Source organism: Streptomyces davaonensis JCM 4913 (genome assembly GCF_000349325.1).
Taxonomy (GTDB): Bacteria; Actinomycetota; Actinomycetes; order Streptomycetales; family Streptomycetaceae; genus Streptomyces; species Streptomyces davaonensis.
Genome location: NC_020504.1, coordinates 1013399 through 1030931, shown reverse-complemented (window position 1 = coordinate 1030931; position 17533 = coordinate 1013399). Strand labels below are relative to the sequence as shown.

At 71.7% G+C, this 17533-nt stretch carries 15 protein-coding genes; 7 read left to right on the top strand and 8 right to left on the bottom strand.

Features of this window, described 5'->3' with window-relative positions:
- Positions 1-26 precede the first annotated feature (26 nt).
- From BN159_RS04555 to BN159_RS04535, 5 genes are all read right to left on the bottom strand, one after another.
- On the bottom strand, positions 27-395 hold the full coding sequence (locus BN159_RS04555; RefSeq protein WP_015655733.1) for a hypothetical protein: 369 nt from the start codon (positions 393-395) through the stop codon (positions 27-29).
- A gap of 343 nt (positions 396-738) precedes the next feature.
- Positions 739-1659, bottom strand: a complete 921-nt coding sequence (locus BN159_RS04550) for a MurR/RpiR family transcriptional regulator (protein ID WP_015655732.1) — start codon at positions 1657-1659, stop codon at positions 739-741.
- 142 nt (positions 1660-1801) lie between these two features.
- Positions 1802-3466, bottom strand: coding sequence for a phospholipid carrier-dependent glycosyltransferase (locus BN159_RS04545; protein WP_015655731.1), 1665 nt, complete (start codon positions 3464-3466; stop codon positions 1802-1804).
- Positions 3467-3558: 92 nt separating this feature from the next.
- Positions 3559-5490 carry a phosphatase PAP2 family protein gene (locus tag BN159_RS04540; RefSeq protein WP_015655730.1) on the bottom strand — a complete coding sequence of 644 codons (1932 nt, stop codon included), beginning with the start codon at positions 5488-5490 and terminating at the stop codon, positions 3559-3561.
- 103 nt (positions 5491-5593) lie between these two features.
- Entirely contained in the window at positions 5594-6502 is a 909-nt protein-coding gene (locus BN159_RS04535) for an N-acetylglucosamine kinase (protein WP_015655729.1), read from the bottom strand.
- Positions 6503-6773: 271 nt separating this feature from the next.
- Here BN159_RS04535 and BN159_RS04530 point away from each other — a divergent pair, with 271 nt between their 5' ends.
- From BN159_RS04530 to BN159_RS04510, 5 genes are all read left to right on the top strand, one after another.
- Positions 6774-7895 (top strand): ROK family transcriptional regulator, encoded by a 1122-nt coding sequence (locus tag BN159_RS04530; protein ID WP_015655728.1) that lies wholly within the window; start codon positions 6774-6776, stop codon positions 7893-7895.
- 268 nt (positions 7896-8163) lie between these two features.
- Positions 8164-9495 carry an ABC transporter substrate-binding protein gene (locus tag BN159_RS04525; protein WP_015655727.1) on the top strand — a complete coding sequence of 444 codons (1332 nt, stop codon included), beginning with the start codon at positions 8164-8166 and terminating at the stop codon, positions 9493-9495.
- A gap of 140 nt (positions 9496-9635) precedes the next feature.
- Positions 9636-10613 (top strand): carbohydrate ABC transporter permease, encoded by a 978-nt coding sequence (locus tag BN159_RS04520; RefSeq protein WP_015655726.1) that lies wholly within the window; start codon positions 9636-9638, stop codon positions 10611-10613.
- Positions 10614-10639: 26 nt separating this feature from the next.
- Positions 10640-11518: a carbohydrate ABC transporter permease gene (locus tag BN159_RS04515; RefSeq protein WP_015655725.1), complete on the top strand. Its 879-nt coding sequence runs from the start codon at positions 10640-10642 to the stop codon at positions 11516-11518.
- Positions 11519-11524: 6 nt separating this feature from the next.
- On the top strand, positions 11525-13351 hold the full coding sequence (locus BN159_RS04510; RefSeq protein WP_015655724.1) for a hypothetical protein: 1827 nt from the start codon (positions 11525-11527) through the stop codon (positions 13349-13351).
- A gap of 13 nt (positions 13352-13364) precedes the next feature.
- Here the strand turns inward: BN159_RS04510 and BN159_RS04505 are convergent, their stop codons facing one another.
- The 3 genes from BN159_RS04505 to BN159_RS04495 all read right to left on the bottom strand — a co-directional run bounded on the left by BN159_RS04505 (position 13365) and on the right by BN159_RS04495 (position 14899).
- Positions 13365-13658, bottom strand: a complete 294-nt coding sequence (locus BN159_RS04505; RefSeq protein ID WP_015655723.1) for an SHOCT domain-containing protein — start codon at positions 13656-13658, stop codon at positions 13365-13367.
- A 42-nt stretch (positions 13659-13700) separates the two neighbouring features.
- A complete protein-coding gene (locus tag BN159_RS04500) occupies positions 13701-14144 on the bottom strand; it encodes a DUF6325 family protein (RefSeq protein WP_193384271.1) in 444 nt (147 codons plus the stop codon).
- A gap of 101 nt (positions 14145-14245) precedes the next feature.
- The gene (locus BN159_RS04495) at positions 14246-14899 is read right to left on the bottom strand and encodes a nucleoside/nucleotide kinase family protein (RefSeq protein WP_015655721.1); all 654 of its coding nucleotides are present in this window, start codon (positions 14897-14899) and stop codon (positions 14246-14248) included.
- Between the two features lie 127 nt (positions 14900-15026).
- Here BN159_RS04495 and BN159_RS04490 point away from each other — a divergent pair, with 127 nt between their 5' ends.
- Together BN159_RS04490 and BN159_RS04485 are read left to right on the top strand one after the other, a co-directional pair.
- The gene (locus BN159_RS04490; protein ID WP_041818814.1) at positions 15027-16526 is read left to right on the top strand and encodes a hypothetical protein; all 1500 of its coding nucleotides are present in this window, start codon (positions 15027-15029) and stop codon (positions 16524-16526) included.
- Complete coding sequence (locus BN159_RS04485; RefSeq protein WP_015655719.1) at positions 16523-17476, top strand: lysylphosphatidylglycerol synthase domain-containing protein; 954 nt, start codon at positions 16523-16525, stop codon at positions 17474-17476. The genes BN159_RS04490 and BN159_RS04485 overlap by 4 nt, the downstream gene beginning before the upstream one ends.
- Positions 17477-17533: the final 57 nt, after the last annotated feature.

The window sequence follows — 17533 nt, the reverse complement described above, 5'->3', positions numbered from 1 at the left end:
TGGCCGCACGGCCACCGCGCCCGCGCTCAGCGGCGCTCGACCAGCGCCTGTGACACCGCCCGCACGCTTCGGGCGATGTGCTGAAGCTGCATGACCTCGGCCGCGTAGAGCTTGATCGTGTGCTCGATGACCGACTCGGGCATGCCGAGGGCGGGGAGGTCGGCGCGGGCGGTCTGGAGCGCGGTACGGGCGACGCGGATCTCCTGCTGGACCTGGATCTGCGCATGGCGGGCGAGCAGGACGGGGTGCCGGATCAGCGCGGGGTAGCTGGCGTAGCGCGCCGGGACCAGTTCGCGCAGCCACTTGGCCGCCGAGCGCTCCCAGTCGTAGGTGCCCGGCGTCTTGACCTGGCACGGCCAGTCCGAGGTGATGCGCGTGGTCGTCAGGGTTGCCATGGTGCTCGCTTCCGGGTGTGCGGCGTCGTGAGGGGTGGTCCGACGAGGTCGGGGCGGCCCCGGCCTAGGGGATGACCGGGGCCGCCCGGCCGAACACCCTCGGCGCCGACGCGGGTAGGAGACGGCGGCTGAGAGTGCCCGTCGCGGAGCCCGCGGGGCCGACTGGGTGCGCACAACGGATGGGGTGTCGTGCGCGTGAGCGGACCGTCGGCTTGCTGCGGGCTGGTGCGGCGTGGAGAAGTATTTATATATGCCGTCCGCTTTGCAAGACGTATGAAAACATTCATGCTCGAAAGAGGGTGGAAGTTGCCCCTGTGATGCGGTTTGGCGGATGTGGCGGGGGTCAGTCCCGCAGGAAGAACTGGTGCTGATCGGAGATGTGCTCGTACTCCTCCAGCCGGGCCTGCGTACGCTCGGGGTCCGCGTCGGTCATGGCCTGGAGCAGTGCCGCGGCCATCACGCCCGGCGCGGCGTAGGAGTCGAAGACCAGCCGGGATCCGGTGCCGGTGGCGAAGACGGCGTCGGCGGCGTCGGCGATCGGACCGAGCGCCAGATCGGTGACGAGCGCGATCCGCAGCCCGGCACTGCGCGCCACCCGCACCGCGGTCAGCGTCTCCTGGGCGTGCCGCGGCATCGAGAAGGCCAGCACCCAGGTGCCGCCCGCCTCGCGGGACTGGAGCAGCGCGTCGTAGGCGACGCTGCCGCCCCGCGTCACCAGGCGGACGTCGGGGTGGATACGGCGGGCGGCGTAGGCGAAGTACTCGGCCAGGGCCGCCGAGATGCGCAGGCCCAGGATGGTCAGCGGCGTCGACCGGGACAGCTCCCGGCCGATGGCGATCACCTGGTCGGGGTCGCCGAAGTCGCGCCGCAGGTTCTCCAGGTTGTCGATCTCGGCGTCGACGGCTGCCTGGAGCTCGTTGCTGCTGTTCTCCTCGGCCCCCGGGCCGCCCGCGAGCGCGCCGAGCGCGATGGCCTGGAGCTTCTCCCGCAGTGCCGGGTAACCGGTGAAGCCGACCGCCGCGGCGAAGCGGGTCACCGAGGGCTGACTGACCCCGACCCGCTCGGCGAGATCGGTGATCGACAGGAACGCGGCCTCGGTGATGTTCTCGATCAGGTACTGCGCGATACGGCGCTGTCCCGGGGACAGATGCGGACCGTCGAAGAGCACTCGGAGCTGGGAAGTCGGGGAAGCCTCCGCCTCCGGAGCGGTCTTTCCCGAGGTGATCGCGGATGCCTGTGCGCGTGCCTGCTGCGGCGATGGCACCGGTGCGCCTCCTTTGTCTTCCACAGTGCCTCAACATAGCTCACACACCGTGCTGACCAGGAGCTTGAAAGTGAGCGGAGCGGTGGCTGAGGACGCATCCGGAGCTTGTGCCGCGCGTGACCTGGGGAAGAGATCGCAACGATCAGCGGCGATAGATGGTGATCGAGTGGCCGACCGTATCGATCGGACGACTGCTGTCGATCAACTCGGCCAGCCGGCCGGTCGCCTTGGCCACCGAGCTGTCCGACACGACCAGCAGCCCATGCACCTCCCGCGCGGGCACCTTCCGCGGGTCGGCGGCCTCGATGCCGTAGTACGACGGCACACCACTGCCCTTGTACACGAGCCAGATCCGCTCGCCCCGGTACCGCTCCTCGCGCAGCCGGTCCGCCAGCCTGCCGAGGTCCTGGCCCCAGTCCACGGCCGCGTCGTGCAGCCGCAGGTGCGTCTTCGCGGGCCCGCCGAACGCCTCGTTGGAGTACGGCAGATAGTAGGGAAACGTCCGCAGCGAGCTGACGGCCACGAACGCCACGAGCACGGCCACCAAGGGCACCCGGAAGCGCCCCCTTCCCACGGCCACCAGGCATCCCGCCGCCACCGCCAGGAACATCGGCACGAACACCGCGTACCGCGTCCCGAAGTCCCGTGAGCCCTCCATGGCCGCGGCCAGCAACAGGGCCGTGGGGACGAGGAGATAGGGCGCCGCGGGCCGCAACCGCCGTACCGCCACGACCGCCACAACGCCCGCGGCCCACAGCGCCAGCATGCCGAGGGGGGTCTTCACCAGCAGCGCGGCGGGGAGGTAGTACCAGAGCGATCCCGTGTAGAGCCGCCCGAACAGAAAGCCCTGCCACGGGTGGTTCTCGAAGGCGAACTGGACCCGCATCCCGTCCCGGTACGCCTCCGGGAACGGCAACAGCTCGACGGCCAGGCCCCGTAGCCCGCGCACCACCGGCACCGGCTGCTCCGGCGCCCAGCGCAGCCGCGGATCCACCATCAGATACGTGGCCCATACGACGGCCACCGCGGTCAGCGCCACCACGGCAGCGCCTGCTGCGGCCCGCCGTAGCGCGATGCCTCGCCCCGGCGCCGCAGTCGCCCGCCACACCGACCAGGCAGCCAGCCCCATCAGAACCGGCACCGCCGGCAGGGTGGACATCTTCGTGGCCACGGCCGCACCGAGCGCCACCCCGGCCAGGGGGAGGTACAGCCGGGGCCGCGTGCGGGCCCGCCACAGCAGCCATACCGACGTCAGCAGGAAGCCCGCCGCGGGCACGTCCAGTGTGGCCAGCGAGCCGTGTGCGATCAGATCGGGGGAGAAGCAGTACAGGGCCAGGGCGATCAACCCGCCCGCCGGACCGGCCAGTTCGCGCGCGAAGGCGAACACGACCAGCCCGAACAGCAGCGTCAGCACGATCACCGGCAGCCGGGCGAACAGCATCAGCCGCCAGGGGTCGTTGCCCGACGCGTACAGCAGATGTCGCCCCACCTGTCCCTGGTCGCCCTCGAACGAGGCGTCGTGGCGCGGATCGGCGAGTGCCACCCCGGCCGCCACGACCAGCTTGCCCAGCGGGGGATGCTCGGGGTTGAGGCGCAGGCTGTGCTCATGGAGGTATACGGCGGCCGTCCCCACGTACACGGGCTCGTCGATGGTCGGCGTCTGCCGCACGGCGGTCGTCACCATCGCCACGGCCATCTGGGCGAGCAGCAGGACGGCGAGGAGCGGCACGAGCCAGGGCCTGCGCGACAGTTCACGCGCGCGCGAAGCGGCAGGGACTGCCGGGCGGGTGTCGACTTCGCTTGCCATCATGCGTCCCGCGATGTCACCGGCCGCACGGTGGCGGGAGGGGTGCTGCGCCTCATGCGCCTACTGTGCACCAGCTCCCGCCACCAGCGGCGTCACCGCTTCAGGAGTCGTACCGACAGACCCTCCGCCGTGTACACCGGTACGGCCCGCAGCCGGTCGGAGTTCAGCTCGATCCGGTCGAACTGTCCGCGCAGCGCCGCCGCGTGCAGCACCGGCACCGTGCTGCCTACGGCCGGCGGCCGCTCGGCGTCCAGGCGCAGAGAGAGCACCGCGCCCCGCTCGAGTCGGGCGCGCCGCTTCACCCACAGCGCGGGCCCGCGCCCGGTGCGCAGCGTCGCCTCCAGCGTGCCGGAGTCCTGGACGTAGCCGCCCTCGACGCGCGTCGTGGCAGCCACGCGCAGCGTTCCGCCGTGCGCCACCCGGACGTCCCCGCGCCCCAGGGCCCGGGACGAACCGGCGACCAGCGCACCGCCCTCCACCACGGTGCCGCCGTCGTAGCGGTTGCCGCCGGTCAGGGTGAGCGTGCCGGTGCCGCGCTTGGTCAGCGAGCCGTCGCCGACGATGTCGTTGTGCCAGCTGTCGGTCGCGTGGAAGCCGCCCGCCGCCGCGTCCAGCGTGACCGTGACGTCGGTGTCGAAGGCGCCGTAGCCGTCCGCCGCGGCGAACAGGTTCAGCCGGCCCCACTGCTCGAAGCCGTCCAGCAGGACGTACCCGGAGGGCAGCGCCGTGCTGCGCAGCACGGCGCGCCGCTGCGCCGCGTCCAGATACGGCAGCCGCGTCTCCAGCAGCACCTCGGCGCCCTTCGGCACAGTCAGCGGGAGGTCACGGCCGCGCTGGGGGAGGATGTACGTCAGACGCGGGCGCACGGAGCGGGCGTTGGACTCCCGGTCGGCGTACGGGTCGGTGTCGGTGCCGGCCGAGTGGGCGTAGGCGAAGAGATCCTGCTCGCTGGTCCGCGCCTCGAAGTAGGCCAGCGCCTGGGCGCGGGCCGCGGCCTTCAGCTCCGCGTTCGCCGGGTCGGCCAGCGCGGCCGCCGCGAGCGCCGTCGCCATCACGCGGCCGCCGATGACGTCGACGGGGGAGTGCATACCGGCCACGATCCGGGTGTCGGAGAGGGCGAAGGCGTGCGTGACCAGTTCCTGGAACCGCTCGGGGACGGCGTACGCGAACGCCAGACCGGCCAGGTGCAGGGCGTTGGTGTGACCGCTGGGGAAGCCGCCGTCCTCGGCCGGGTCGGCGCTGCGCTGACGCAGCAACTGCGGGGCGACGACGACCTCGGAGTCGTACACCGGGAAGCCGAGCGCGTCCGTCCGCCCGGTCTCGACGACCTCGCTGTCCTCGTTCATCCGCCACGGACGCGGGTACTGGTAGGCGAACTTGGCCGGGTTGCCGGAGGCGAACGGGCCGCGCACGGTGTCCACCAGCTGGGCCACCTTGCCGAGATCCGAGCTCTGCGAGCCCGCGCCGAGCGCTGATCCGGCCGGGGCGTCGGCGGGGAGCGTGTCGCTGATCTTGGTGTCCGGGGTACCGTCGGGAGCGCCGGTGATCGAGGTGACCGCCTTGGCGCCCAACCGGTACAGGTCGGCGAGCGGGCCCAGTGCGGCGATCATCGCGTAGCTCTGGTGCTGGCGGTCGACGACGAACGCCTGCTTGGCCTGCTCCTCGGTCCGCGTGGTCGTGACGCGCACGCAGTGGCGGACGTTGGCGCGCAGCACCTCGGGCATGAGCGGCACGCCGGTGTTCCAGGCGTCGCCGGTCTTCCACACCTCGGCGAAGCCGCCGAGGATCCGGATCACCGCGTTGGTCTCTGGGGTGAGGTTCGCGACGACGTTGGTCCGGTAGTCGTCGACGAACGCTGCCGCACCGGCGGCGGCCTTGGCGTCCGCGGCGGCCAGCCAGGTCACGAAGGCGGGGGCTGCCAGCACTCCGGCCGAGGCGCCCAGGGACGTCCTGAGGAAACCCCTTCTGTTCAGGGCGACTTCACTGACCGACGCGTGGGACCGGTGCCCGGCGGTGGACGGCATGCGACTGCCTCTCTGGAGTTCTTCGGCCCTGCGGCCGGGGGATCGAGCGAACATCTACGGGCGAGTTGTGTCGGTCGCGGGAGCGGCCGGCGGCCGGGCGGTGTCAGAGAAGTGAACTAGAAAGCGCTATCGCGCCCTGGACCGGCGGAACTCTCAAGGGAGTCGGCCGTGCGTGAGGCACGCTTTCTGCAAGCACCGACACGAAGGCGTCGTACAGCGCGGGTTGGGCGAGGATCGTGCCGCCCGCGATCACCACGTCATCCACCGGGACCCCGCGTGTGGCGAGCCGCTGCACGAGCCCGGCCAGCGACCGGCCGCCCTCGGCAACCACGGACCGGGCGAGCGCCGAACCGGCCTTGGCCGCCGCGAACACCACCGGAGCGTGAGCGCCCCAGGCGGCGGAGACGTCCTGGGCGGACTCCAACGCGGCGCCCAACGCGGGCACTTCAGCGACCTCGAAGGCGTCGAGCAGACCTTCGGTCAGTGCGTCGGGCGCGTCGCCGCGGTCGTGCGCCGCCCAGACCGCCCGTACGGCCTCCCGGACCAGACCGGCCGAGCCGCCCTCGTCGCCGAGGACCGCGCCCCAGCCGCCGACCTGGAGCGGGCTGCCGTCGGGCAGCCGTCCGACGGCGACCGAACCGGTGCCGGCCACCAAGCCGACGCCCTTGTCCAGACCGGCGGCGGGCACCAGCAGTTCGGCGTCGCCCACGACCAGCGCGGGGGCGTCGAAATGCAACTGCACCGCGGTGCGGATCTGAGCGCACTGGCGCGGGGTCTCACAGGCGTGGCCGCCGACCGCCACGGCCGCCGGGCGGCTGCCCTGGGGCAGGGACTCGGCGACCAGCGCGGCGAGCCAGCCGGCCGCGGCCACCGGATCGTGCGGCCGCCAGCCGGTGCTGGCCCGGACGCGGTCGGCGACCAGGTCCGCGCCCGCGATCGCGCGCAGATGCGTCTTGGTGCCGCCCACGTCGATACCGACCACCAGCGGGGCCGGGAGAGAAACGTCCTGCACGGAATCTCTTTCGTCGTTGCAGTGGTCTGCGACGGCGGGCGAACCGTGGCTGGGCAGGATGTTGGTAGGGAAGCCTCGGGACAGGCTTCTGAGGAGTGCGGCAGGCGAGTACCGCCAGAGTTCGTTAGGAAGTTAACTAACGAAGTAGGGTGCGTCAAGAGGCGCGGAAATCCCGGTGCTGATCCCCGGGTTGTCCGCTCACCCGACGCCGAACGATCCTTGCGGCCGGACGAACGAAGACCGGACGGCCACAGCACGACCTGGGGAGACCATGGACCTGAGCGAGAGCGCGCGTGCGGTGTTCGCCGTGCTGGCCGGGGCGAGCGCCGCCACCCGTCCCCGGCTCGCGGCCGATGCGGGACTTTCGAAACCGACCGTGTCCTCCGCCGTCGCCGAGCTGGAGGCCGTCGGCCTCGCGGCCCACTCCGGCACCGCCGCCGGCGCCACCGGCCGCTCCGCCGCCGTCTACCGGCTCGGCGCCGCCGCCGGCTCCGTCCTCGCCGTCGACCTCGGCCCCGACCGGACCCGGGTGCGCGGCTGCGCCCTCGACGGCACCCTGCTCGCCGAGGGCGACGGCCCACGGGCCGAGGCCGCCGACACCGTCCGCACGGTCCTCGCCGCGCTGCCGGCCGACGCCCCGCTGCGCACCGTCGTCGTCGCCGTCGGCGATGTCACCACCCGCGACCGGGACGGCACCGGCATGCGCCCCGCGACCGCCAAGGCCGGACCCGTCTACGACGCCATGGCCGTCGCGCTCCCGCCGGGCGTCCCCGTCCACCTGGAGAACAACGTCAACTGCGCGGCCCTCGCCGAACTGCACGAAGGCGCGGCGCTCGGCCGTGACACCTTCGGCTATCTGCGCATCGGCGTCGGCATCGGCCTCGGCGTCGTCATCGGCGGCCGCGTGCTGCGCGGCGCGAATGGCGCCGCCGGTGAGGTCGCGCGCCTGCCCTACCCCTGGGACGAGGGCCGCGAGCCGCGCCGCGAGGCCCTGGAGGAGCACATGGGCGTGGGGTCCCTGCTGCGGCGTACGGCCGAGGCGTGGCGGGACGCCGACGGGCCCTGTCCGCGGACCGCCGAGCGGCTGTTCGCGCTCGCCGACGAGGGGCATGCCACCGCCGCCGCGGTGGTCGCCCGGCACGCCGCCGACATCGGTCGGCTCGCCGCCGCGGTCTCCGCCGTACTGGACCCGGGCCTGATCGTGCTCGGCGGCGCCGTCGGCGCCCGCCCGCAGCTCCTGCCCGGTGTCCGCGCGGCCCTCGCCGAGCTGAGTTGGCCCACCGACGTGGTCAGCAGCGCCCTCGGCGACAACGGCACCGTCGTCGGGGCCACCCGGCTCGCGGTGGCCCGCGGAATCCAAACCGTGACCGGCGGGGACCCGGGCAGGCATTGACGGACTCCGGCCGCTTCTGCCAATGTCCGGACAAGCGCTTTCTGAACCGGCGGGACCCGGTTCAGGGCGGGGCATCGAGCCGTACGACGTACGGCGAGCCGGACGAGGGCGTGCTCGTCCGGACATGGCCGGGACGACGGCCGTGGACCCCGCCCGTCAGGGCCGCGCGACCGGGCGAGGTCGCGGCAATCCGGAAGGCGCCATCCACAAGGATCCCGAGCCGCAACGGCCGGCGGGCGATCCGTCACGCACATCCAGGGAGGACCCGGTGGGTCACCAGATCTCGCGCAGAACCCTCTTCCGCACCGCGAGCGGCCTCGCCGTCGCCGGTACCCTCGGCGGCGCCCTCAGCGCCTGCGGCGGCGGCACCGGAGCCGGCAGCACCAGCAGCGACCTGACCATGATCTGGTGGGGCAGCGACGACCGGCACGCGGCGTACAAGAAGGCGCTGGCCTCCTTCCAGAAGTCGAACCCGAAGATCAAGATCCGGGAGACGTACTCCGGCTACGACGGGTACTTCGACAAGTTCAACACCAACATCGCCGGCGGCAGCGCCCCCGACCTGCTCCAGATGGACACCGCGCTGGTCGCCCAGTACGCGCGCAAGGGCGTCCTCGCCCCGCTCGACTCCTACGTGGGCAAGACGCTCGACCTCACCGGCTTCTCCAAGACCCTGCTCGCCGCGGGCACCGTCGACGGCAAGCTCTACGGCGTCCCCTCCGGCATCGGCGTCAACCAGCTCACGGTCAACCGCAGCGCCCTGGAGGAGCTCGGCCTGAAGCTGCCCGACCGCGAGTGGACCTGGGCCGACCTCAGGGAGATCGCCACCCAGGTCCACAAGAAGAGCGGCGGCAAGACCCACGGCGTCGACGACGGCGGTGGCGGCACCCTCCAGGCCTTCGAGGTCTTCGCCCGCGAGCACGGCGAGACGTTCTTCTCCGACGACGGCAAGGAGCTCGGCTTCACCTCCGAGACGCTTCAGGAGTGGTGGGAGTACTGGGCGGACATGCGCAAGGCGAACGCCTCGCCGCCGCCCGCGATCACCTCCGCCGCGCACAACGACCTCACCAAGAACGCGGTCGTCATCGGCAAGGCCCTGTTCACCTTCGACTCCGGTGTCTACGGCGCGGGCGGCTCCATCACCGACGCGCAGCTGGACTTCCTGCCCACTCCGCAGGGCGACTTCTCAGGCGCCCGTGAGGGCAACTTCGTCAACGGTGGTGTGCTGCTCAGCGCGACCAAGGCGAGCAAGAAGGTCGCCGACTCGGTGAAGATCATGGACTTCTTCGCGCAGGACGAGACCGCGATCAAGGACATGCAGCTGCTGCGGGGCATTCCGCCGACGGAGAAGGCCCGCAACCTGATCGCCTCGGGGCTGACCGAGACGGACAAGCTGAACATGGAGAACGCGGACTACGTCGCGCAGCGGGTGTCCAAGGCGAGCAATGCGCTGCCGGCGCCGGTGCCGCCGCCGCAGGGGGCTGATCAGATCTGGGATCTGTTGTTCCAGTCCAATCTGGCTGTGGCTTTCGGGAAGAAGTCGATCAAGGCGCAGCTCGGGGAGTTCTTTGATCAGGCAGCTGGGATCTTGGGCGGTTAGGTCCGTCGTTCGTCTGCTGCTGCGTTGTGGCTGGTCGCGCCCTGCGGCGGAGCCGCAAGTAGATGCAGCCCCGCGCCCCTTAGGGAGTTGCGGCAGCCGCAATCCTTTGTGAGACCGGGAGTTGGGCCAGGGAGATGAGTATGACCACCGCGCAGAGTGACGCGGTCGTGAAGGAGGCGGTGGGTTCCGCCGCTCCGTCCGATCTGCGGGAGCGTGACCGTATGCGGCGGCGCCTCGCCAGACGGCGGGGCGGGGGATGGTGGCCGTACCTCTTCCTGGCCCCCTGGTTCGTCGGTCTTTTCGGGCTGACGATCTATCCGATGCTCGACTCGCTCTATCTGTCCTTCACCGACTTCGACCTGCTCACCGAGGCGCAGTGGATCGGGGCGGACAACTACGAGCGGATGTTCGCCGACGACCCGGTCTTCTGGGACTCGGTGCACGCCACGCTGGTCTACGTCCTGGTGTCGGTGCCGTTGAAGCTGGCGCTCGCGCTCGGTGTGGCGATGCTGCTCAACCGGGATCTGAAGGGCATCGGGCTGTACCGGGCCGCCTTCTATCTGCCGTCCCTGCTCGGCGGGGCCGTCGCCATCGCCATCGTGTGGCGGCAGGTCTTCGGCGGCGACGGTCTGTTCAACGACTTCCTCGCCTGGTTCGGCATCGAGGGCCAGGACTGGATCTCCAGCCCCGACACCGCCCTCTACACCCTGGTCCTGCTGGCCGTCTGGCAGTTCGGCACACCGATGGTGATCTTCCTGGCCGGACTGAAGCAGCTGCCGAAGGACGTCTACGAGGCCGCGGCGATCGACGGCGCCGGTCCGGTCACCCGGTTCTTCCGGATCACCCTGCCGCTGCTCACCCCGATCGTCTTCTTCAATGTGGTCCTCCAGATCATCGACGCGTTCAAGACGTTCACCCCCGCGTTCGTGATCAGCAACGGCTCCGGCGGACCGCTCAACTCGACCATGTTGTATTCCCTGTACCTGTACAAGAAGGGCTTCACCGACCTCCAGATGGGCTACGCCTCGGCGCTCGCCTGGGTGCTGTTCCTGGTCATCGCGGGCTTCACGGCGGTCAACTTCATCGCCGGCCGCTACTGGGTCCACTACGACGACTGATGTCCGAGCGAGGAGTCCTTCACCCCATGTCCGCCATCACCCCGAGCGCCTCGCCCCTTGGCCGGCTCCGCTCGCTCACCGGCTCGCGCCGTATCTTCGCGCACACCCTGCTCATCGGGGTGGCGGTCGTGATGCTGTACCCGCTGCTGTGGATGCTGAGCAGCTCACTCAAGCCCGACACCGAGATCTTCACGCACCCGGGGCTCATCCCGAACCAACTGCGCCCGGAGAACTACTCCGAGGGCTGGAGCGGCTCCGGCAACTCCTTCTCGCTCTACATCACCAACTCGCTGATCGTCACGATCGGCGCGGTGATCGGAAACGTCATCTCGTGCTCGCTGGCCGCCTACGCCTTCGCGCGCTTCGAGTTCCGCGGCAAGAAGATCTGGTTCGGCCTGATGCTCGGCACGCTGATGCTGCCCACCCAGGCGGTGCTGATCCCGCAGTACACGATCTTCTACAACCTGACCTGGATCAACACGTTCCTGCCGCTGATCGTGCCGAAGTTCCTCGCGGTGGACGCCTTCTTCATCTTCCTGATGGTCCAGTTCATCCGCTCCATCCCGCGCGAGCTGGACCAGGCGGCGATGATGGACGGCGCGAACCCCCTCCAGATCTACTGGAAGATCATCCTGCCGCTGATGAAGCCGGCCCTGATCACCACGACCATCTTCACCTTCATCTGGACCTACGACGACTTCCTCCACCAGCTCGTCTACCTCCAGCAGAACGACAAGTTCACCGTCCCCCTGGGCCTGACCCTCTTCCTCGACCAGACGAGCGGCTCCTCGTACGGCGCGATGTTCGCGATGTCGACACTCGCCCTCCTGCCCACGCTCATCTGCTTCCTCATCTTCCAGAAGAGGCTGGTCGAAGGCATGGCCACGTCGGGAATGAAGGGCTGAAACCACATGCGTCTCCCGCACCAGCGCGGCCCCTTGCACGACCTGCCGGACACTCCCGAGGCCTACGACGCCGTCCTCGCCGACGTCGCCGAGCAGGCCCTCGCCCGCATCACCCCCGAGGGCAACCTCGAACACCCCGACGCCCTCGACGACGTCGGCGACACCTCGCTCGGCGTGACCTCCCTGCTGGCCCTCGCCCACGCGCGCACCAAGGACGCCCGCCTGCCGGAGGCGGTGCTGCGCAGCCTCCGCTTCCACCTGCGCGAGCGCGTGTACACGCAGGACAACCCGGGCTACCCGAACCTGAGGGTGCGCGACTCCGGTTTCCCCTACGCCCGTTACGTTCTGGAGCCCGGGGCGCACCCGATCGGCGACTGGCCGAGCACGGTGTGGGCCCTGCTCCAACTGGTCAACGTCCTCGACACGACGGACGGACTGATCGACGACGAACTCCGCGCGGACCTCGTCGAGCTGGGCCACGGCTACTGGCGCTGGCTGACGGAGGCGACCTTCTTCAACCCGCAGGAGGCGGGCAACCAGGCGATCGGCTGTGTGGTCGGCGGCCTGATGCTCGCCGGACACCTCCCGGCGGAGCAGGCCGAGGCGGTCCGCGGCCGCGCGCTGAGCCTGTACGGCGAGGAGATCCGCGCCCACCGGGTCCGCGACCGGGGTGCGCTGCTGCCGCCCGAGCACGGCGGCGCGTACGACAACAACTACGGCCCGATCTCCCTGTCCTTCCTCGCGCAGGCCCACCGGGTGAGCGGCGAGGAGGTCTTCGCGGAGGACGGCGACACCCTCGCCCGGTATCTCGACGCCCGGCTGACCAACGGCGGCTTCGACATCGGCGGCCCGCGCTACAGCGAACAGCACTCGGGCTTTGAATCGGTGCTGGGCCTGCGCTACTTCGGCTCCCGCATCGGCGCGGACATCGGCCGCTATCGCGGGGACAGCCGCTGGGGTCGCCACGCGGTGAAGCCGGACGGCGGTGTCGACGGCCACTTCGCTTTCATGCTGGTCTGGCAGATCCAGGACACGACGCCCTGGCGCCGCAACCCGTCCCGGGCCACGTACCGGCACCAACTGCGCGCGGGAAGCGTGTCGGTGGCCTTCGACAGCCGGATGACGCCGTCACTGATCGAGGCGGCCGGAACCTACTACCTTCCCGCGGCGATCAACCGACAGCACGGCTTCGGCCCGGTCGTGGACGGCTTCCTGCTGTGCCGCCCGATGGGCGAGGTCCGCGTCCGCGACGCGAGCGCGGAGGGCCTGACGGCGAAGCTGGTCACCAAGCCGGTCGTCGGCCGCGACCATGTGCTGCGCCATGTGCGGTCGCTGTACGTCACCGACGGCACCGCCCTGTGGCTGACGGTGGCCGTGGAGCGGCTCCCCGGCGACCCCTATCTGCTCGCCGGGCTCCCCTACGCGGCCGACGACGGCGACCGAGTCCGCCGAACCTCCATCCCGGATGCCGTCGCCGCGGGCGAACTCCGCCTGACCCACCCGGAGTCGGCCACCCCGGACCATTTCGACGCCCGTGCGGAGCGCACCCAGGAGCAGGCGGCCTTCGCACTCGCGGCGGACCCCCGCGGCTACGGCAACCCCGACGAGGGCTGGCGCCACCTGATCACCTCGACGGTGCTGGAGGCGGACCCCGCCAAGAACACCCCGGCGGACCTGCATGTGTTCGCGATGCGCTACGGCGGACAGGGCCCGTTCGCCCCGGAGTTCGAGCAGACGGAGGAGGGCCTCGCCGTACGCACCGAGTCCTTCACGGCACTCCTGGGAGACCCGGCGGGCGACGCCACCGGCGATCCGACGCTGACGCTGCGTTAGCGACGACCCCGACTCACGCCTCCAGCACCCTGCGCTTCTGCTGCTCGAACTCCGCCTCGGTGAGTACGCCCTGCGCCTTGAGGTCGCCGAGCTGCTTCAGTTGCTCGATCTTGTCGGTCATGTCGGGGGTCGGTGGCGGCGTCGGCGGCTGTTGGGTGTACGACGTCGGGGGTGCCGTCGTTGCGTACTGGGCGCGTTCCTGCTCGGCCCAGCGTCCTCGCTGTCGTCGGCTCACCCGGTTCGACACCGCGGTCGCCGTTCCGGACACGATGGCGGTGCGCGCGACTCCGCGCAGGAGACCTGGCATGGCTGAACCCTTTCTGCCCGTCGGCCGTCAGCGGCTCTTCGTTCAGGGAGCGGACTCGGCCGCGTCGAGGGCGGCGACGAGCGCGGGCACCGGGATCCGACCGGAGGCGACCAGCCGGGCACCGCTGCGGCGCAGGGCGCCGGCGAAGGGCGCGGCCCACCGGTTCTCGTAGACGAGGATGCCGGCGGAGCTGCCCGGCTCCAGTGCGGCTGCCGCTTCCTCCAGGTCGTCCTGGCCGAGGAGCCCCGACGAGGCGCCCTCGAAGACGGACAGGTCGAGCGTGCCGTCGCCGTCGAGATCCGCGATCTCCAGGCCGCTCACGGTCCCGTCCTCGTCCTTTCTGACGAACATCAGGTCCATGATCCGGATGATGCCGCGGTCCACGAGGTCGACCAGCAGAGGGAAGCCCTCGCCGGTCATTCGGTTGCCGGGGAACTCGACGACCAGGTAGTCGATCGGGCCCACGTCTTCGAGTGCGTCGCTCACGGTGTCACCCCTGGTGCTCACGGGTGCCCCCCGTGGGCATCCGCCACTCAATTGCAGCACCGGCCCGCGGCCGTCGCACCTCGGCCGGGAGCGGGTCGCGGTCATGCCTGCCGCAGCGCCGGCTCCACCTGTACGACAAGGTCCGCTCGGCCGCGCGTGCCGGCCACCAGATCGGCGTTGCGCTGGTCCGTCCCCCGCACCCAGGCCACCGCCGCCTCGTGGCTCTTGCCGAACTCCTCGTGGCGCGCGACCAGGCGGCGGATCCGCTCCTGTTCGGGCAGCTCGCAGAACCACACCTCGTCGAGCTCGCGGCGTACCCGGGCCCAGGAGCCCGTCCCCAGCAGGAGGTAGTTGCCCTCGGTCACCACCAGACGGGCCGACGGCGGTACCGGGATGGTGCCCGCGATCGGCTGTTCCAGGACCCGTTCAAAACCCGGCGCGTACACCACCTCCTGGTCCGGCTCCTCGCGCAGGCGCCGCAGCAGCGCCGCGTACCCCGCCGCGTCGAAGGTGTCCGGCGCGCCCTTTCGCTCGCGGCGGCCCAGGCGGTCCAGTTCGATGTCGGCGAGGTGGAAGCCGTCCATGGGGACGTGCGCGACCCAGGGCGTCCCGAGCCCGTTCAGCTCCCGTACGAGGTGCTCGGCGAGGGTCGTCTTCCCCGCGCCGGGGCTGCCCGCGATGCCGAGGATCGCCCGGTGCCCGGAGGCCGGGAGGGCGCGGGCGCGGGCAAGGAGATCGTCGAAAGTCAGGGACACGCCCCGAGTCTGTCATCCGGCCCGTGCCGCTCGGCCGTCAGGCACCTGGCCGAACCGAACCCTGCGCCCCCGTCCCGGCCGAGTTAGTTTGTCCGTGTTTTCTCCTTTTCTCTGGCAGGGGTGGACGATGGCCCACGACACGAACGCCATGCTCGTAGGTATGGGGCGACGCGAAGCGGCGGCCGTGTCCGGGAGGTCCAGGCGGATGCGCGGCAACGCCCTGCTCGCCGCGGTGGCCGGTGGCTTCACCGCCGCGCAACTCCTCCTCGTCCCCCCGGACATGGGGCTCGGCTGGGACGAGACGGTCTACCTCAGCCAGGTGAGCGACCAGGCCCCCGCGGCCCTCTTCAGCGCACCCCGCGCCCGGGGCGTCTCCCTGCTGGTGGCGCCGATCGCCTCCTGGTCGTCCTCCACCGGCCTGCTGCGGATCTGTCTCGCCGTCCTCTCCGGGATCGCCCTCTTCCTCGCCCTGCGCGCCTGGCGAGGACTGTTCCCGACCCGGGTCCTGGCCGGCGGCGGCGCCCTGTTCGGCTCCCTGTGGGTGACCCTTTTCTACGGCCCGCAGGCCATGCCCAACCTCTGGGTCGCCCTCGGCGCCCTGCTCGCCGTCGGCTGCTACCTGCGCGCCCGCGCCGCCGACCGCCCCGACCGGCGGGCCCTGTGGGGCGTGGCCGTCGGCGCCGCCCTCATGGCGCTGATGCGCCCGACCGACGCGGTGTGGGTCGCCCTGCCCCTGCTGGCCGTGGCCGCCGTCCTGCGGCACTGGCGGCTGGGCCTGGTCACCGCGGCGGGCCTGGTGGCCGGTGCCGTCCCCTGGGTGGTGGAGGCGTACACCTCCTACGGGGGCCTGCGCGAGCGGCTCGCCCAGGCGTCCCGGGTCCAGGGCGACCTCGGCTGGCATCTCGCCGTGGACGACCAGATGCGCAGCCTGGTCGGGCGGACGCTGTGCCGACCGTGCACCGGGCCCATGCCCGAGCCGGTCCTCACCGTCTGGTGGGTGCTGCTCCCGCTGCTCGCCGCCCTCGGGCTCGCCGTCGCCGTACGCGCCGGGCGCACCGCGCCCACCCTGATCCCGCTGGCCTGCGCCACCACCGCCGCAGTCCCGTACCTGTTCCTCATCGGCTACGCGGCACCCCGCTTCCTGCTGCCCGCCTACGCGCTGCTGGCCATCCCCGTCGCCGACGGTCTGCTGCACCTGGTCACCACCCCGAGCGGCAGGTGGCGGCCGGTCGCGGCGAGCGTCCTCGCGGTTGCGGTGGCCGGACATCTGGCCGTGCAGTTCGCCGTCCTGAACCACATCACCGACCGCACGGTCCGCGACCACGGCGTGTGGGCCCGTGACGTCGAGGCGATGCGCGCCCTCGGCGTCCGCCCGCCCTGTCTGCTGACCGGCCACGAGGCCATCCCGATCGCCTATTACGCGGGCTGTTCCTCGGGCGCGATCCACGGCAACAACGCCAACATGACGCGGGCGGAGATCCTGCGCACGGCGAGCCGGGAACCGGTCGCCGCCCTGAGTGTGCCCGGCGGCGCGCCGCCCGCCTACGCCCGCGACTGGCAGCTGCACCGGCTCGACGGCATGGACGTCCGCATCGCGCCGGCGCCCCGCGAGGGCGGACCGGAATGACACCCGAGCCGCTCGTCGCCGCTCCCGCCCGAAGACGGTCCGCCTACTGGCACACCGCGCTCAGCCTCACCGTCCTGGTGGCCGCGGCATGGCTGGCCCGGCGGCACTGGCCGGTGCTGGAGACCGGCGCTGTCCGGCTCGCCCTGGCCGACCAGGGCTGGCTGCTGGTGGCGGCGACGGCCGCGGTCGGCACCTGGCTGTGCGCGGCCCTCGCCCAGCAGGGCGCGGTGCCCGAGCGGCTGCCCCGAGGGCGTCTTGTGGCCGCGCAGTTCGCCGCCTCCGCCGCCAACCATGTACTGCCCGCCGGGCTCGGCGCCGGCGTGGTGAACCTGCGCTTCCTCATGCGCAGCGGACTGCCGGCCGCCCGCGCGGCCACCGCCGTGGCGGTCAAGGGCACCGCCGGAGTCGTGGTCCGCGCCGCCCTGATCGCCTCGCTGGCCGCCGCCTGCCCCGGCGTCCTCAGGCTCCCGCGCGGCGCCCCGGGCCTGCCGGTGATCCTGCTCGCGACGGCCGTCGTCGTGCTGCTCACCGTCGTACTGGCCGGGCCGTTGCGCGAGCGCTGCCGATGTGTGCTCGGCACCGCCGTCGCCGACATCAGGGCCGTGCACGCCCGGCCGGGGCGGGCGGCGGCGCTGTGGGGCGGCTCGCTCGCCTTCGCCGTACTGCACTGTGCGGTGCTGATCGCCGTCACCCAGGCCGTCGCCCTGCCACTGCCGCCCGCGCGGGTCGCGCTGCTCTACCTCGCCGCGAGCAGCGCCGCAGCCCTGCTGCCCACGCCGGGCGGGCTCGGCTCGCTCGACGCGGCGCTCGCGCTCGCCCTGACCGCGGCCGGGGCGCCCGCAGCGTCGGCCGCCTCCGCCGTCCTCGGGTACCGGCTGCTGACGGTGTGGCTGCCGTTGCTGCCCGGTCTGCTGGTGCTCGGAGTGCTGATCCGCCGCAAGGCCCTGTGACCCGCGCTGCGTTTCCCGCGGCCACGCTTCAGGTAGGACACCCTTTGTCGGATCACG

Excerpts from the sequence above, each read along its gene's own strand:
- BN159_RS04555 (WP_015655733.1), bottom strand. The coding sequence starts at position 395 with ATGGCAACCCTGACGACCACGCGCATCACCTCGGACTGGCCGTGCCAG.
- BN159_RS04545 (WP_015655731.1), bottom strand. The coding sequence starts at position 3,466 with ATGGCAAGCGAAGTCGACACCCGCCCGGCAGTCCCTGCCGCTTCGCGC.
- BN159_RS04540 (WP_015655730.1), bottom strand. The coding sequence starts at position 5,490 with ATGCCGTCCACCGCCGGGCACCGGTCCCACGCGTCGGTCAGTGAAGTC.
- BN159_RS04530 (WP_015655728.1), top strand. The coding sequence starts at position 6,774 with ATGGACCTGAGCGAGAGCGCGCGTGCGGTGTTCGCCGTGCTGGCCGGG.
- BN159_RS04520 (WP_015655726.1), top strand. The coding sequence starts at position 9,636 with ATGACCACCGCGCAGAGTGACGCGGTCGTGAAGGAGGCGGTGGGTTCC.
- BN159_RS04515 (WP_015655725.1), top strand. The coding sequence starts at position 10,640 with ATGTCCGCCATCACCCCGAGCGCCTCGCCCCTTGGCCGGCTCCGCTCG.
- BN159_RS04510 (WP_015655724.1), top strand. The coding sequence starts at position 11,525 with ATGCGTCTCCCGCACCAGCGCGGCCCCTTGCACGACCTGCCGGACACT.
- BN159_RS04505 (WP_015655723.1), bottom strand. The coding sequence starts at position 13,658 with ATGCCAGGTCTCCTGCGCGGAGTCGCGCGCACCGCCATCGTGTCCGGA.
- BN159_RS04490 (WP_041818814.1), top strand. The coding sequence starts at position 15,027 with ATGGCCCACGACACGAACGCCATGCTCGTAGGTATGGGGCGACGCGAA.
- BN159_RS04485 (WP_015655719.1), top strand. The coding sequence starts at position 16,523 with ATGACACCCGAGCCGCTCGTCGCCGCTCCCGCCCGAAGACGGTCCGCC.